Below are 15,723 nucleotides of genomic sequence, written 5' to 3'. Positions count from 1 at the left end.
AGTGGCTACTCGTCGAGGCCGTGCTCAATCGCGTAGCGCACCAGATCGATCCGGCTGTGCAGCTGGAGTTTGCGCAGCGTGGAGCGAACGTGGTTTTCCACCGTGCGATGCGAGATCTTCAGCCGGGTGGCAATTTGTTTCGCGGTCAGGCCCTTTGCCACCAACCGCATGACCTCGGTTTCCCGCTCGGTCAGGCGCGGCGCCTCGTCGCCGGATTCCGGCGAGGCGGCCATCCGCCGGTACTCGCCGAGCACCAAACCGGCGAGGCCCGCGGTGAACACCGGATCCCCTTCGGCGGTCCGCTGCACCGCGTCAACCAGTTCCTCGGCCGAGGCCGATTTCACCAGATACCCCGAAGCGCCGGCCTTCACCGCTTCGAGCACATCGGCATGCTCGCCACTCGCGGAAAGCACCAGCACCCTGGTGTCCGGGAGATCCTTGGCGATCGCCAGGATCGCTTCCACCCCGGAAGCGGTGCCCAGGTTCAGGTCCATCAACACCACATCGGGCCGGGCGGCGGAGGCGATCCGGACGGCGGAGGCCACATCGCCCGCGGTGGCCCGCACCTCGAAACCCCGTTCGCTCAGATCGCGAGCAACGCCGTCGCGCCACAAGGGGTGGTCATCGACCACCATCACCGAGATCGGCGTTTCGGTCATCGCTTCGCACCCTTCCCATCAGCCCGCCGTTGTCCAGCCGGGCGAGGCAACCGCAGCTCCCATTCGGTGCCCTCCCCCGGCGTGGTCTCCAGCTCTACGCTGCCACCAAGATCGGACATTCGGCCACACATCGACCGGGCGATACCGAGCCTGCCTTCGGCTTCCGCCGCTTGCAGCCGGCCCTCCGGGATGCCTGGCCCATCGTCCCGCACGCTGATCACCAGCTCATTCGGCAGTTCCTCCAGCAACACCCAGGCGTGTGCATCCGGCCCCGCGTGATTGGCCACATTCGTCAGCGCCTCCCCCACGGCCGCGAGTAGTTCGCTGGCCACCTCCTCGGCAACCAGCACCTCGGCGCCGGGGACCGCGACCTGCACCCGCGGGCTGCGCAGCATCTGCAGCCGGCCACCGAGATCGGTTTCGCCAGCAGGGCCGGATTCCTGCGGTCCGGAGGACACCAGCTTGCGCAGCGCGATCTCCTGCTCGCCGGCAAGGGTGGCCAGCTCGACCGCGTCGCCGCCGAGCTCATTCCCGCGTCGGCGTACCCGCGCGAGCACCTGCAACACGCTGTCGTGGATCGAACGGGCCAGCCGTTCCCGTTCAGCCGTAGCCGCCTCGGTGCGCAACGCCCTGCGCAACTGCTCGGCCGAGGCCCTGGCTTGCGCCGAGGACATCCCGATAACCAAACCCGCTCCGCACAGCAGCACCGCGTCCCTTGTCACATCCAGATTGATCACCCCGCGGGCAACCGCGGTGCAGATCGCGACGAGCAAACCGGCGGCGAACCCGTGCGGCCAGCCGCGGAGTACGGCCAGCGCGACCGGAGCCGAGCTCGCCCAAACTGTGGTGATCAGCGGCGTGAGGATGTAGTGCTCCGGCGCGAGAATCCACAGCGAGGTGAGCAGCATCGCGCAGGTGAGCAGCACATCGGTGTACACGATCGCCGGCTTGCGGCCGTACCCGCGCAGGTATGCGGGCACCGTATAGGCGGTCCACGCGGTGATCCCGCCGAGCATCACCCAGGAAAGCCACGGGCGCTGGTAGTCGGGCTGATGGGTGATCGTGGCTACCACCGCGAAGCAGTAGGTGACCAACCGCAGCGCGACCATGCCAACCCACAGCGGGGTGTTCGGGTCGCCGCGCAGGATGCGGTCACGCGACTGCTTACTGGTCATCGGGCTTCCGGGTCAGGTGCCTTCTCGTCGGTATCTGGTGTCGTGTCTGGCTCGGTATCCGAGTCTGACCCAGTATCCGGTTCGGTATCCGATTCGAGCTCGGCCTTAGCCGCGGCTTCCTTTCGGTTGTCCTCGAGCAGCGAGCGCACCCCGGCGCTGATCACGGCAAGCAGCGGGACGGAAAGCAGTGCACCGACGATGCCGGCCGCAACCAGGCCAGCGCTGATCGCGAGCACCACGGCGAGCGGGTGCAGTTTCACCGCCCTGCCGAGTAGCAACGGTTGCAGCACATTGCCCTCGAGCTGCTGCACCGCGAGCACGATGCCGAGCACGATCAGCGCGGCCACGAAGCCCTGGCTGACCAAGGCGATGAGTACCGCGACCGCGCCGGCGACGATGGCACCGACGATCGGGATGAACGCGGCCAGGAAGGTCAGCGTGGCAAGCGGAATCACCAGCGGGACGCCGACGATGGCAAGGCCGACGCCGATCCCGATCGCGTCAACCACCGCGACCAGTGCCGTCGCCCTTACATAGTCCACAAGGGACTGAAAGCCACGCTGTCCCGCTTTGTCCACTTTGTTGCGGACCTTGCCGGGAAACCCGCGCACCAGGAAGGCCCAGACCTTGTCACCGGAGGCGAGGAAGAAAATCAGGATGAACAGGGCCAGCAGGAAACCGGTGATGCCCTCGCCGATCCCGGCTGCCGTGCTCAGCGCGCCGGTCGCGATAGCGGATTGGCTTTCCTGCAACGTCAGCAGCGCGCTGTCGATCGCGTCCTGGATCTGTTCCTGGCCGAGTCCGAGCGGACCTTCCACCAGCCAGTCCCTGATCTGCACCAAGCTGACCGTGACCTGGCGTTGCAGTTCCGGCAGTCCTTGGGTGAATTCGGAAACGACGAAAGTCAGAACTCCGCCGAGCAACGCCAATCCGCCGACAAGCACGATGCCGGTGGCGAGTCCACGTGGGACTCGCAGCCTGGTGAGCTGACTCACCGCGGGGGCGAGCAGTGCGGCAAGTAGCAAGGCAATCGCCAGCGGGATAACCACGGCGGCGAAATAGCCAAGCATCCAGACAAGGAGATACAGCCCGGCCGCCACGACAAGTAGCCGCCAGGACCATGCCGCGCTGACCCGAAGTCCGGTTGGCACCGCGCCTTGAATGTCTGAGACGTCCCGACTCGAGGCCGAATTCTTGTTGCTCACCTGGTCAAACTATCGGGAAGCCAGTAGGTGGCGCATACCAACCCGGGCTTAGCTCCATTGCACCTACCGAGCCGTAGATCAACGAACGACACGCGCGGTGTCGCACGATCGGGCGGTAGCTGGGGTTCGCTGGTGCATTCGGGTAGGTAGATCTGCGAAAGTCGGGCTAACCCACGCAACACAAAGTATGCATGCCGCCACGGCGGCGGTCCGGAAAAGTGTTGTGCCCGCCCTCGAAGCCCTCGAACAGCTGCCCTCGAACAGACTCAAGTAAGGCGAGTAGTGCTCGGATCACGAACGAATGCGCGTAGCACCAGGTTGTGGTGTCTACGGCTGCTCGTCGTGGCCGGCGGTGCTTTGCTTGGCAGTGTTTTCGCATGGTTGCTTGCTGGCGGAGCCACCGCCGTTGCCGCCGGTGGCGATCAGTCCACCGTCGAGGTCGGCGAATCCATCCCCGGCGAGTTCGCGGACCACGTTGACGGCGTCGAGGGCAAGGTCAGCGAGAAGGTAACCAAGGTCGCCGGTGCCGCGCACCAGGCGGTCTCGCGTACCGAAAAGTCCATTTCGGATGGTACGCGGCAGGTGGCCGAGCGGACTCGGACGCTGCTTGGTGCGTCGAAAGCCCCCGTCGAGCGTCCGGCTGCGCCGAGTGCGGCCGGTGCGGCCGATCTCGTCGACACCGCGGATCGCGCGACCGGGATGCTGCGCGAGGTCAAGCTGGACTCGACCGTTGGCCTGGTACACGGTGCCCTGCAGGGCCCGGTGGACCAGGTGTTGCGGCTCGCCGGTGGCGTGCCCGATGCGTTTCAGGCGCTGAGCACCGCGGGCCAAACGCTGGATGGTTCGCTGTTCCCCGCGACCCGCGCGCCGTCGCCGGACAACGCCACGACGAACTGCGCGACGGCACCGCGGGCGGAAAGCTCCGCAGCGCGCGGCGAGCCCGGCAAGGTTCCGGGCGCCGCGTTCGGAGCGAAGCACGCTGATCGCTCGGCCGACGATGCCAAGCTGCCGCAGGCACTCGGTGCCGAGGACGGCGCACCGCATGCCGCGCCGGAGCACCCATTCTCCCTCCCCGGCGGCGCCTCGAACGGGCACGCCAGCATCACCGGTTCGCACCAGGACGCCCAGTTCGGCCTGCTGCCGATCGGTGCCGCACATCTTTTCGACAGCTGCGTGGCCAATGCCGCCCAGCGTTTCACCACCGCGCCGGTAATGCCGGCCATGCGGCCAGGCAACTCGCCTGACTGACACTCGAGTTTCGCGCGGCTGCTGACCGCCGAACTCGCCCCTTTCGCGGCCCCCAGTTCGGCACGTTACTGCCTAGCACCCGCGCGATGTATGCGCCGGATCAGCCCATTGGCGATCCCGCGCTCCCCGCTAATCCGACGCCACGACGTTCCGGTCGGCCAGCTCGGTAACGCAGGCGTCATCCCAGGTCCACTGTGGACCATCAAGAAAAGCTAGAAATGCTAGGAATCAACGACAAGGAGAACTCTCCAATGCAAACCTGGACAAAGCGTGGTATTCAGACCGCGCTGGTCACGGGTGGCCTTCTGCTGCTGGGCACCGGTATCGCCTCAGCGGACGAGAACGTAAATCCGGACACCCCGGCCGGACCGATTGACCTGACCGTTTCCGTTCCTTACCAGGTCAAGGACAACGCCATCGGCGCTCCCGGCGGGCAGGTCGACCTGCCCGAGGGCGAAGGCGAGATCAGCACCAAGGCGGTCACCGACGCCGCCAACCAGGCCGCTGCCCCGGTTACCGAAGCGGCGGGCGAAGCTGCCCCGAAGGAAACCCCGCTCTCCGGAACCGAGCAGGGCCCGTTGAAGGCCAACAAGGTCGTCGGCAATGTCGCCGTTCCCGTGCAGGCCACCGGCAACGCGGTCGGTGCGCTCGGCGACGCCGAAGTGGATTCCAGCAACACCCAGTCCTACGAGCACACCACCGATGTCTCGACGGACGGCTCGGACTCCGGCGCGGCAGGCAACGCGGTCGTCGCGGACTGGGCGCTGCCGGTGCAGGTGGCCGGCAACGCGGGTGGTGTAGCCGGCAGCGGCAAGACCACCGGCGACGCCACCCAGAGCGGCACCACCACCGGCGAGATCACCACCGGTGGGGACAACTCGGCGCTCGGCGGCAACGTGGTCAGCCCGCAGTTCGCCACCCCGGTGCAGGCTTCGGGCAACGCAATCGGCTGGATCGCGGGCAACGCGAACAGCGACTTCGACTCGACCAGTGAGGCCACTTCCGGTGGCCCGATCGAGACCAGCGGTGCGCAGAGCGCGGGCTCGGGCAACGTCGCCGGGGCGCCCGTCGGTCTGCCGGTGCGGGTCGCGGGCAACGCCGTGTCCTGGGGTGGCAACGCGCACTCCACCAGCAACACGGAGGCCAACGCCACCGCCGGCGGCAAGAAGACCGGTCTGAACGACATCGACAGCTTCATCCAGACGACCGGCGACGAGTCGTTCCTCTCCGGGAACATCGCGCAGCCGCAGGCCGCCGGGATCGCCTCGGTGACCGGCGACGCGGTCGCCTGGGTGGGCAACTCCACCACGGGCAACGCGCTCGGCGGTGCGGACCGCGACGCCAGCGCCACCGGCAGCTCGACGAGCAACACCGAGGCCGGCGGCTTCTCCAGCACCAGCGGTAAGGACTCCGCCGTATCCGGCAACCTTGCCGATGTGCCGGTGGCCCTGCCCGCCGAGGTCTTCGGGGTCGGCGCCGCCTGGATCGGCAACGCGCACGCCGCGCACGACAGCGCGACGGACGCGGTCGCCGGGGATGGCACCTTCACCAACGGGCAGGGCTCCTTCGCCGGCGGGAACAGTGCACACGTGCCGGCCGCGGGCACCGCTGAGGTGTTCGGCGTTGCCGGTTCCCTGGTGGGCAACGTTTCCGGTACCGCGAGCGAGGACAAGAACGTCGAGTCCGGCGGCTACAACGGCACGATCGGCGACGAGTCCACCGTCGGCGGCAACGTCGTGCAGGTGCCGGCCGCGGTGCCGGCCGAGGTGTTCGGCGCGGGTGCCGGCGCAGCCGGTCAGGCCGTCGGTGAAGCGCACGAGACCAAGGTGGTCAGCGCGGGCGGCGACGGGAACACCGACGACGACTTCGGCTTCGGTAGCTCGAACGCCGTCGCGACACCGCTTTCCGTGCCGGCACAGGTGTTCGGCATCGGTGGCACCGCCGTCGGCCAGGGTCACGGGATCGCCAGCACGGACACCACCTCGACCGCGGGTGGCGACTACACGGCCACCGGCGTGCTCGGCACCGCCGCGGGCAACATCGTGCAGGTGCCCGGTTCGCTGCCAGCGCAGGTGCACGGCCTGGGCGCCGGTGCGGTCGGGAACGCGACCGGCACCAGCGACAACCTGACCGACTCCACGGCAGGTGGCACCTCCACCGCGGACGGCACCTCCGGTTCGATCGCGGGCAACATCGTGCAGGCGCCGGTCGGCGGTGCTGGCTCGGTGTTCGGCCTCGGCGCCGCGGGTGCGGGAGTCACCGGTGGTAACGGGATCAACGACGTGGTCTCCACCGCGGGTGGCGACGCGCAGACCGCCGGTGACGCGGGTGCCGCGGCTGGCAACGTGGTGAGCGCGCACGCACTCCCGGTCGCTCAGGCGTTCGGGGATGCCGCTAGCCTCGTCGGCGTGACGCACGGTGTCGGGAGCAACACCACCGATGCCACTTCGGGTGGCGATGTCGAGACCTCCGGGGTGGAAGGTGCCATCTCCGGCAACATCCTGGACGTTCCGGCTGGCGCCGTGCCGCAGGTCTTCGGCGACGCGGCGAGCGTCGGTGGCGTGGCTACCGCGATTGGCGACAACGTCACGACCGGCTCCGCCGGTGGTGCCACCGAGACGGCTGGCGCGCCTGGCAGCCTGACCGGGATCGACGGGCAGCTGCCGGTCGGCGCGGTCGTGCCGGTGCACGGCATCCCGATCGAGGTGCTGGCCAACGCCATCGCGGCGTCCAGCGACAACAGCGATGTGACCGTTGGCGAGCAGGCGCCGCAGATCGACCGCGACCTGGGTGGCGCACTCGGTGCGACCGAGCTGCCCGAGCTGGGCAACGCGTTCGACCTGCCGAAGCCGGCGATGCCGATGGAGCGCAGCGCGGAGCTGCCCGGCTCGGAGATCGCCGACGTGGAACTGCTGGACGAAGCGCAGCTGCCCACCGCGCCGGGCAACACGGCCGTGGTGCCGAACACCGCCCTGCCGCAGCAGCGTTCCGCTGACCTGCCGACCGACCAGGTGAGCTCGACCTTCGAGAGCGCCACCGGGGAGCTGCCGGTTGGTGAGCTGGCTCAGCAGCGTTCGGCTGACCTGCCGACCGGTTCGTTCACCGGTCTGCTGCCGAAGGTGGATGGCCTGTCCGCGCCGGTGCAGGCTGACCTGCCGGCCGTGGAGGACACCCAGGAGCACCTGGCCCTGAGCGACTGGTTCTTCGGCTCGATCAACAAGTAATCGGCGGACGCTGTCCGTAGCGCTTGGTGAATTGTTAAATCCCTTGGGTGGGTGCCCGTGGCGGCATCCACCCAAGGGGTGTTCCAAATTCATTTCCGGTTAACCAGGAGAGTTCAACCGTTTTTCTCGGCTATTTTAGTAATCGTTTACTCAGATCGTTGACCTGCGCATACGGGTTGAGCTGGGAATTTATAGAATGCAATAAAAGTCGATCACTCGATAGCATTACGAGGCTTGGCGATCGGGTTTTGATCGTTTAGAGTTTAACTTGTCTGGACGGGAGTCCACTGCCAGTGCGGACCTGAATTCCGTGCTGTGTCTCGAATTGTCGAATCGGAGCGTTTATTCGCGTAATCGGCAGGCGAATAACACGCGTAGGGAGCCGAGGAGGACCTTTCCGTGGTCAACAAGATCGCGCGAGCCGCGGCCAGTGCCGCGCTCATCGCAGCAGGGGGGCTTGCGCTGGGTGCAATCGGCACTCCTGCAACGGCCGCGGCAGTGGGCCCCGTCCAGTACCCCGCGGTAGTGGACGAGCAGGGCAGCAGCCAGCTGGAAGCTGGCGTGCGGCAACTGACGCACAGCGTGTGGCCGGGTATTACTGCGCAGGCCCGGCAGCTGGCTGAGGCCAGGCACGCGTTCTCGTCGAGCACTGTCGCCAACACCGACTGATCAACACCATTGATCGGACTCCGGTGAGGGGTGGGCACGTAAGCCGGAATGCCCGGGTGTTTCGGCAAGCGTGAATCGCGAACCAATTGTCTATCAAGAGGAGTTGTTTTCATCATGCGTAAGTTTGCCTCTCGTGCGGTTGCCGCCATCGCCATCACCGCCGGCATCATCGGATTCGGCGCGGGCACCGCTAGCGCCGAGCCGGTTTCGGACAACCCGTCCATCGGTGAGCTGAAGAACAGCTGGGACCAGGGTGGCGCCATGGTCGGCGGCGGGGCCGCACAGATGGTGAGCTCGGCCTGGCTGGGTGTGCCGCTGAGCGCGATCTGGCTCGGCCACGAGGCCGTCGGCGCGACCGCGGATGTCGCCCCAGTTCAGTGAACCCAGTTCAGTGAACCCGGTGCGGCTTGGGTAATCCCCGATTTGGTGTCTCCTCGATCGACGTCAGGTGACACAACTACGTGAATTGATCGTTTGCGTAGTTCTTGCGCCGCGCTTCTCGTGGGCGACTGGTTAGGGACGGACCGCGGCCGTCGTTGATCCGTTTGGTCTAACGGAATCGCCGTTTTGTCCCCACGAGAAGCGCGTGACGCAGCTCGCTATTCCGCGAATTAGTTGTTCGGCAGCACGTCTGTGGACAACTGGATTCGCGCAACTTGCAGACTGCGCCGATTCCGATCGGTAACCTGTGGAAACACCCTGTGTTCGTCACTCGATCAGGGTCAGTAGTGCGTTGCAAGATGCTTTTTCGCATCCGGCTTTGGCACTCTCGCCGTTGTAGCCACAGAACGTGCGGACTTTCGTACGAAAAGCTACTCACGAGTTGTTTAGTACGGCGCGAACCCGCGCGGTGTTGAGCAGTGTTGATTGGCGAGGGGCGAACCTAGGCAGTGCATCGGCAGGATCGAGACATGGCGGGAACGCGTCGTGTGCGCAGGTTTTGTGCGCGCACCTGCGCGGTCCTCGGCGGTGCCATCGCTGGCACTTTCGCCGCATGGGCCATTTCTGCCGGTTCCGCCGCCGCCGAGGAACAGCCCCAGGTGCCGGACGCCGTACCGCAAGTAGCCAGTGCCGAAGTCACCAGCTCAGCGAATGAGTTGACGGCCAACGCGGATAGCGCGACAAGCGGCCGTACCCCAACCCCGATCACCACGCTCACCGTGGGTTCGGTGGATATCGCCACCGATGCGGTTGGCGAGATCGCTGGCCACACCGCCCGCGAGGCGCACCGGCAGCTTGGCAAGCTGGCCCCCGGACAGCCCGCCGAAGCAGCCTCACCCGAGGAGTCAACGGGGGAACCGGCGGCCGAAGGAACCCCGAGCGAGCCGACAACCGCGCCTGGCGGCCAGGTGCGCGATGCCGTCACCGGCACCGCTGACGTTGTACAGCAGCCGCTCGGCCGCACGGTGTCCACAGTGGAGCGCTTCCTGTACCAGCCGGACAAGGCGCCGGAGATCATCAGGGAAAGCGCGCAACCAAACCCCGAACCGGTGGACTACGGCGGCGAGCTCAAAGAAGCCATGCAGGACTGGTTCGGCCAGCAAGCAACCATGCCGGATCCGGACGCGGTGGACTGGATCGACGAGACCGTCCCTGCCGAATCCGATGCGCTGAACCCGATCGCGCACCCCGCCCTCCCCGACACCGCGAAGTCAACCGAACACGCGGATAAGGTCAAGAAGCAGCGCGCCGCAAACGATGCGGCCAGCGCGCTCGACGAGCACTCGCGTACCGATGCGGCATTCGCCGCCCTGCACACCGTTACCGGGCAGGATGCCGAGCACGGGCAGTCCAATGGCGACAAGAAGCCGGGCAAGCCCTATGACCCCAACTCCAGCCCGATCGCACTGAACGGCCCGGCAAGCGTCAGCTCCGGGCAGCACGGCGATATGAAGCCGGGAAGTCTGCAGCCGGGTACGGCAAGGCAGGGCACGCTGATTGCTCTCGCGCCGTACACCGGTTCGCACTGCGACCTGCACAACGCGGGTTCGCAGCCGGGCACCACTCCTGACTGAGGTTGCCCGCGGCGCGGTGGGTATCCGGCTAGTCAGCAGCTTCCGTACTGACTCAGCTCAAGCTGGATATTCCCTCGATTCGACCCGAGGAATGCCGGCGCGCCGCTAATTCGTGGTGAGTAGGTCGTGCTCGCCAGCCCCCCAAATTCGCCGGCAACGGAGCATTCCACGCGTTTTCACGCGGCGTCCGGCAATGAACTCCCCAAGTGGGACCCCAAGTGGGAATCAATTAGAAGGAGATCCACCAATGCAAACCTGGGCAAAGCGCGGGATTCAGACCGCGCTGGTCACGGGTGGTCTGCTGATGCTGGGCACCGGCATCGCATCTGCCGATGAACAGGTCAACCCCGATCGTCCCGCCTCGCCGCTCGACGGCAAGGTGAGCGTGCCGATCAACGTCGAGAACAACGCAATCGGTACACCGGGCGGTCAGGTCGACCTGCCCGAGGTGAAGACCGAGATCAACCTCGACGTCAGCCCGGTCACTGACAAGCTGCCCGCCCCGGTTCAGGATGCCGCGGGCCAGGCCGCCGAGCAGGTCAACACGGCCGCCGAGCAGGCCGCCCCGACGAGCGAGGCCACGACGCCCGCTCCGGCGAGCAACCAGGTCACCGGCGATGTCGTGGCACCCGTCGACGTTTCCGGCAACGCGCTCGCGCTTGGCGGCGACGTGGCGGTGGACAACGAGTCCAAGCAGGAGGCCGCGACCGAAGCGCCGGTGCGGACCGACGGTTCGAACACCACCCTCGGTGGCAACGCGGTGGACCTGGACTGGGCCGCGCCGGTCGCGATCACCGGGAACGCGGTCAGCGTGCTCGGCGATGCGGAGTCCACGAACAACTCCACGCAGAGCGCGCAAGCGGCTGGCGATATCGACACCAATGGCGAGGGTGGCCTGCTCGCCGGCAACACCGTGGCTGGCCAGCTGGCCACGCCGGTGCAGCTGACCGGCAACGCGATCGCCGGTGGCGGGGACGCGGAGACCAACTCCACGGCGACCTCCGAGGCCAACGCCGGTGGCTCGATCGTGGGCAGTGGGGAGGGTGGCGCCCTTTCCGGCACGGTCGGGGCGCTTCCGGTTGCCGCCCCAGTTGAGCTGAACGGCAGCGCGCTCGGCGTGCTCGGCGAGGCCGAGGCACACTCGGACAGCTCGGCGAACGCCACCGCGGGCGGCACCAAGCCCGGTGTGAACGACGTGCCCAGCTACATCCAGACGACCGGCGACGACGGCCTGCTCGCGGGCACCGTCGCGCAGGCGCCGCTGGCCACCCCGGTGGTCGTCGCCGGCACCGCGGCCGGTGTGCTTGGCGAGGGCGAGGCGACCGGCAGCACCAGCAACGACGTGCTCGCCGGTGGGTTCGACTCCAGCTCCGGCGTGGGCGGGCTCGGCTCGGGCACCATCGCGAACGCCCCGGTTGCCGTGCCCGTGGAGGCCATCACGCACGCGGTCGCGGTCGGCGGTGCGGCCGAGGCGCTGCACGACAACGAGGTCAGCGCCGTTGCCGGCGACGGCTCGTTCACCAACGGCAACGAGTCCGCGCTTTCCGGCACCAGCCTGGCGACCCCGATCGCCGGCCCCGCCGATCTGCTCGGCAACTCGGTTGCGGTGCTCGGCGCGGCCGACACCACGGGTGCTGCCGACCGCGAGGACGGCGCCGGGATGAACAACGAGGCCGAGGCCATCGCCGGTGGTTACACCGGCACGATCGCCAACGACGCGCTCGGTTCGGGTAACGCCGCCACCGTGCCGGTCGCACTGCCGGTGGAGGGTTTCGCCGACTCGGTCGGTGTGCTTGGCACCTCGGACGCGGCGGTAACCGAGCACAAGGTCTCCGAGGCCGGTGGCGACACCAGCACGGTGGACGACGACGCGGTGCTTTCCGCGAACGCCGTACAGGTTCCGGTTGCCGGCGCGGCACAGCTGTTCGGTGCCACGGTTGGCGGTCTGGCCGAGACCAACGCCTTCGGTGACGCGACGAACGAGATCAGCGCGGGTGGCAACAGCGCGGCCAACGGCGTAGGCGGCACCGGCTCGGGCAACATCGTGCAGGCGCCGGCTTCGGTGCCCGCGCAGGTGTTCGGCATTGGTGCTTCGGCGCTCAGCCTGACCAACGCCGGCGCGGTGAACGACACCATCATGACCTCCGGTGGCGACGCCGGCACCGATGGCACCGAGGGCAACATCTCCGGCAACGTGGTCTCCGCGCCGGTTGGTGCCCTCGCGCACGTGTTCGGTGACCAGGTGTCCGCGCTGGGCGTGGGTAACGCCACCGCGGACAACCTCAGCGATGTCACCACCGGTGGCGCGGTAGAGACCGCGGGCGACGACGGCTTCGTCGCCGGCAACGCGGTTACCCCGCAGGTGCTGCCGGCGGCGCAGGTGTTCGGTGACGCGGTGGACGTTGCCGGGCTGAGCAACGCGGTCGCCACCAACGACGTGGTGAACACGACCGGCGGCGACGTGACGACCTCGGGTGAAGCTGGTTCGCTTTCCGGCAACATCCTGGACGTGCCGGCTGCCGCGGTAGTGGACGTCTTCGGGGACGCGATCGCCGCGCTCGGCGGGGATGCGCTTGGCGTTGGCGACAACACCGCGGTGAACACGGTGGGCGGCGAGGCCGTCAGCGAGGGTGGATTCGCCGGACAGCTGCCGGTTGGCGTGGTTGGCCAGATTCACCAGGTCCCGGTGTCGATTCTGGCGCAGGCGCTTGCCGCCTCGACGAACGACAGCGAGACCTCGGTTGGCAACTCCGCGCCACAGCTGGAGATGGCCTTCGACCGGTCGGAGCTGCCGGTGGACGCACTGCCCGCACTGCCAGCCGAGCAGCCGGTGACCCTGCCCGCCGAGGCGCCGCAGACCCTGCCCGCGCAGGACGCGGTGACCCTGCCGGCGGCCGGCGCGCCGCAGACGCTGCCGGCACAGCGTCCGGTGACGCTGCCCGCGCACCGTCCGGCTGAGCGGTCCGCGCTGCCGGCGAGCGGCCCGGCGATGAGCCAGGTCGGTAGCGGTGGGCTGTTCGACCTCCAGCACCGGTTCGCCGAACTGCAGGGCAAGCCGTTCCACATCCAGTGAGTTCGGCCCAGCTGATCGCCCACCCCAGGAAACTCTCCCTTCCCGAGTAATCCGGCGGGGGTGGGTATGAACGGCACGTTTGCGCGCTCCTGTTGCGCAAACGTGCCGTTCTCTTTTGTTTGCGCTAGTTGAATTGCACTGAGCGTTTCGCCAGGCCGTACCAGAACCCGTCGATCACCGCCTGCGGTTGCGGTCGGTCCAGGCTGGCGCCGAGCGATACGAACAATGGCGCGAAATGCTCGGTGCGCGGGTGGGCAAGCCGCCCCGCGGGCGCGGTATGCCGGAAGTCGAGCAACGTGTCGATATCCGCCGCACGTAGTGCCTGCTCTCCCCAGTCATCGAATTCGGCGGACCAGCTCGGCGGCGTGGTTTCCGCCGTGCCGGTCATATCGATCGCGCTCAGGTTATGGGTGAAAAACCCGCTGCCCACGATGAGCACGCCGGCGCCGCGCAGTGGGGCGAGTTTCCGGCCGACGTCCATGAGCTGCGCGGGATCAAGGGTGGGCATGGAAATTTGTAGTACCGGTATATCGGCCGTTGGATACATTTCGACCAGTGGCACATAGGCGCCGTGGTCGAGTCCGCGGTCCGGGTGCTCGCTCGGTTGGTAATCCGCAAGCAGTCCGCGTACCTGGGCGGCGAGTTCGGGTGCGCCGGGGGCCGGATAGCGCACCTGGAAATAGCGCTCCGGGAATCCCCAGAAGTCATAGACCAACGGCACCGTGCTGGTCGCACCGATGGCGAGCGGCGCGGCTTCCCAATGCGCGGAGACCATCAGGATGGCTTTCGGCCGGGGCAGTGCAGCTGACCAGTCGGCCAGCTGGCGGGTCCAGGTGGGGTCGTCGGCAAGCGGTGGAGCGCCGTGGCTGAGGTAAAGCACCGGCATGCGATCCAGCTGGTCGGGCATAGCAGCTCCATATGTTGAAGATTCAACTAGTATGGTTGACGCTCGGCGAGCGGGAAATATTCCGTGGCGGTTGTCATGGCGGCGGCAGGTACACCGCGACTTCGGTAGTGGCCTGCAGGATCGCGGAGCTGACCGCTGGGTCGCTACTTGCTGCCTCGGCTATCACGGTGCGCGATCCGGACCGGCGGGACGCGTAATGCTCGCCGGTCAGTTCGGTGCCGGCAAGCGATGGTCCGGTACTGCCGATCGGGGCGATGTTGCCGGTGCCGTCGGTATCGGTCAGTGCGCGAAGCTCGCGAGCACTCCCCCTTGTCGGCATCCGTACCCAGGCGACGGCAACGTTCAGCCGGTTGCCATCCGCGTCGACCAATGGCAGCAGCATGCGGTCGAGTTCTCGGCATGGCGTCCGTTGCAAGAAGTTCTGGACCTGGCCATAGGAATACGCAACGCAGGACGCGGCCTCGTGCAGCTGGTCGCGCAAGGTACGCAGGCCAAGCTGTCGCCAGGCGCGCTTCGGCTGGTTGCGCTTGGTGAAATCGCTTGCCTTCGTGGTTTTCGCGCGAAGCGCGGGACTGAGTACCGACTCGGCTGCGCCGGTCGCATTGCCGCCGGCCGCTCCGGTACCAAAGCCGCCGACCCCACTGCTGACCGCGACAACTCCGCCAAGTGCCGCCGCCGCGACGATCGTGCCGCCTTTGCGAGGGGTAATCGGGTACTTCGAACCATCAGGGCGGCTGCGAAACTCGGGCATCCGCCCATCGTCCGAGCCCTAGCCGGCCGGCGGGCCGTTTTGCCCGGGTAACCCGCGAATGGCGCAGTAGTCCCGTAACGCCCGGTTACGGTTCGGGCAGGGTTACCGCCACCTTGGTGGCCGCGCGCATCCGTTCGGCGTCGCCAAGCGCATCCCCCGGTGCCGCTTCGGCGAGCACCACGTGGGTGCCATTGCGCAACGACTGGTGGTGCACGCCGATCGCCTGCGCGCCGCTGATATACGGCCCGGTGCTGCCGATCGGTGCCACATTGCCGGCGTCCTCGGCATCGGCGAGCGCCCGCAGTTCGCGCGCCAGCGCTGGATTCGGCATGCGGATCCAGGAGACCGCAACGTTGAGTTGGCTACCGCGCGGATCGCGCAGCCGCAGCACCATCCGGTCCAGATCCTGGCAGGGAGTCCGCTGAAAGAACCGTTGCAGCCGCCCGTAGGAGTTCGCCGTGCAGGAACCAGCGCGTTCGGTGCGCGAACTGATCAGCCGCATCCCGATCTGTTGCCAGGCCTGGTATTGCCGGCCGTCCTGCGCGGCGTCCTGGCTCTTGGTCACCCGGCCGCGCAGCTGCGGGCTCAAGGTGGTGTACGCGGTGCCCATCACCGAATTACTCGCCGACGTACCCGCGCGGTCCGCGTCGTGCTGGCCGGCACCGGCGAAACCGGCCACGAAAACCAGCAGTACCGCAACGGCGATCAGCCCGCTCTTGGTGAGCGAAAAACTGGCCAACCGGCTGCGGGATTCAGGCATCGGCAGACCTTCGGGACATGAGCTGATCTTCGACGGT

General features: G+C 67.4%; 12 protein-coding genes. 6 read left to right on the top strand and 6 right to left on the bottom strand.

The genetic code is table 11. The annotated features are described in order from the left end of the window. Positions 1-5 precede the first annotated feature (5 nt). From EV191_RS06725 to EV191_RS06715, 3 genes are read right to left on the bottom strand one after another with little or no spacing between them, the layout of a single operon-like run. On the bottom strand, positions 6-659 hold the full coding sequence (locus EV191_RS06725) for a response regulator (protein ID WP_132875884.1): 654 nt from the start codon (positions 657-659) through the stop codon (positions 6-8). Then, positions 656-1,834, bottom strand: coding sequence for a MacS family sensor histidine kinase (gene macS / locus EV191_RS06720; protein WP_132875883.1), 1,179 nt, complete (start codon positions 1,832-1,834; stop codon positions 656-658). The genes EV191_RS06725 and macS overlap by 4 nt, the downstream gene beginning before the upstream one ends. Next, the gene (locus tag EV191_RS06715) at positions 1,831-3,039 is read right to left on the bottom strand and encodes an AI-2E family transporter (protein ID WP_132875882.1); all 1,209 of its coding nucleotides are present in this window, start codon (positions 3,037-3,039) and stop codon (positions 1,831-1,833) included. The genes macS and EV191_RS06715 overlap by 4 nt, the downstream gene beginning before the upstream one ends. A gap of 282 nt (positions 3,040-3,321) precedes the next feature. On the opposite strand from EV191_RS06715, the gene EV191_RS06710 reads away from it, so the two are divergent. The 6 genes from EV191_RS06710 to EV191_RS06685 all read left to right on the top strand — a co-directional run bounded on the left by EV191_RS06710 (position 3,322) and on the right by EV191_RS06685 (position 13,268). Beyond that, positions 3,322-4,287: a hypothetical protein gene (locus EV191_RS06710; RefSeq protein ID WP_132875880.1), complete on the top strand. Its 966-nt coding sequence runs from the start codon at positions 3,322-3,324 to the stop codon at positions 4,285-4,287. Positions 4,288-4,538: 251 nt separating this feature from the next. After that, positions 4,539-7,511: a beta strand repeat-containing protein gene (locus EV191_RS06705; RefSeq protein WP_132875878.1), complete on the top strand. Its 2,973-nt coding sequence runs from the start codon at positions 4,539-4,541 to the stop codon at positions 7,509-7,511. 399 nt (positions 7,512-7,910) lie between these two features. Further along, positions 7,911-8,180, top strand: a complete 270-nt coding sequence (locus EV191_RS06700; protein ID WP_132875876.1) for a hypothetical protein — start codon at positions 7,911-7,913, stop codon at positions 8,178-8,180. Positions 8,181-8,294: 114 nt separating this feature from the next. Beyond that, on the top strand, positions 8,295-8,561 hold the full coding sequence (locus tag EV191_RS06695) for a hypothetical protein (protein ID WP_132875875.1): 267 nt from the start codon (positions 8,295-8,297) through the stop codon (positions 8,559-8,561). Between the two features lie 548 nt (positions 8,562-9,109). After that, on the top strand, positions 9,110-10,195 hold the full coding sequence (locus tag EV191_RS06690; RefSeq protein WP_132875874.1) for a hypothetical protein: 1,086 nt from the start codon (positions 9,110-9,112) through the stop codon (positions 10,193-10,195). A 247-nt stretch (positions 10,196-10,442) separates the two neighbouring features. Next, positions 10,443-13,268 carry a beta strand repeat-containing protein gene (locus EV191_RS06685; RefSeq protein WP_132875873.1) on the top strand — a complete coding sequence of 942 codons (2,826 nt, stop codon included), beginning with the start codon at positions 10,443-10,445 and terminating at the stop codon, positions 13,266-13,268. Between the two features lie 124 nt (positions 13,269-13,392). Here the strand turns inward: EV191_RS06685 and EV191_RS06680 are convergent, their stop codons facing one another. The 3 genes from EV191_RS06680 to EV191_RS06670 all read right to left on the bottom strand — a co-directional run bounded on the left by EV191_RS06680 (position 13,393) and on the right by EV191_RS06670 (position 15,686). Next, complete coding sequence (locus EV191_RS06680) at positions 13,393-14,175, bottom strand: dioxygenase family protein (RefSeq protein ID WP_165912843.1); 783 nt, start codon at positions 14,173-14,175, stop codon at positions 13,393-13,395. A gap of 73 nt (positions 14,176-14,248) precedes the next feature. Beyond that, entirely contained in the window at positions 14,249-14,926 is a 678-nt protein-coding gene (locus tag EV191_RS06675; protein ID WP_132875872.1) for a hypothetical protein, read from the bottom strand. 85 nt (positions 14,927-15,011) lie between these two features. Further along, the gene (locus EV191_RS06670) at positions 15,012-15,686 is read right to left on the bottom strand and encodes a hypothetical protein (RefSeq protein WP_132875871.1); all 675 of its coding nucleotides are present in this window, start codon (positions 15,684-15,686) and stop codon (positions 15,012-15,014) included. Positions 15,687-15,723 lie beyond the last annotated feature (37 nt).

It is taken from the genome of Tamaricihabitans halophyticus (assembly GCF_004340875.1).
GTDB lineage: Bacteria > Actinomycetota > Actinomycetes > Mycobacteriales > Pseudonocardiaceae > Tamaricihabitans > Tamaricihabitans halophyticus.
The sequence above is the reverse complement of the archived record's forward strand: the minus strand, read 5'-3'. Positions and strand labels throughout refer to the sequence as shown.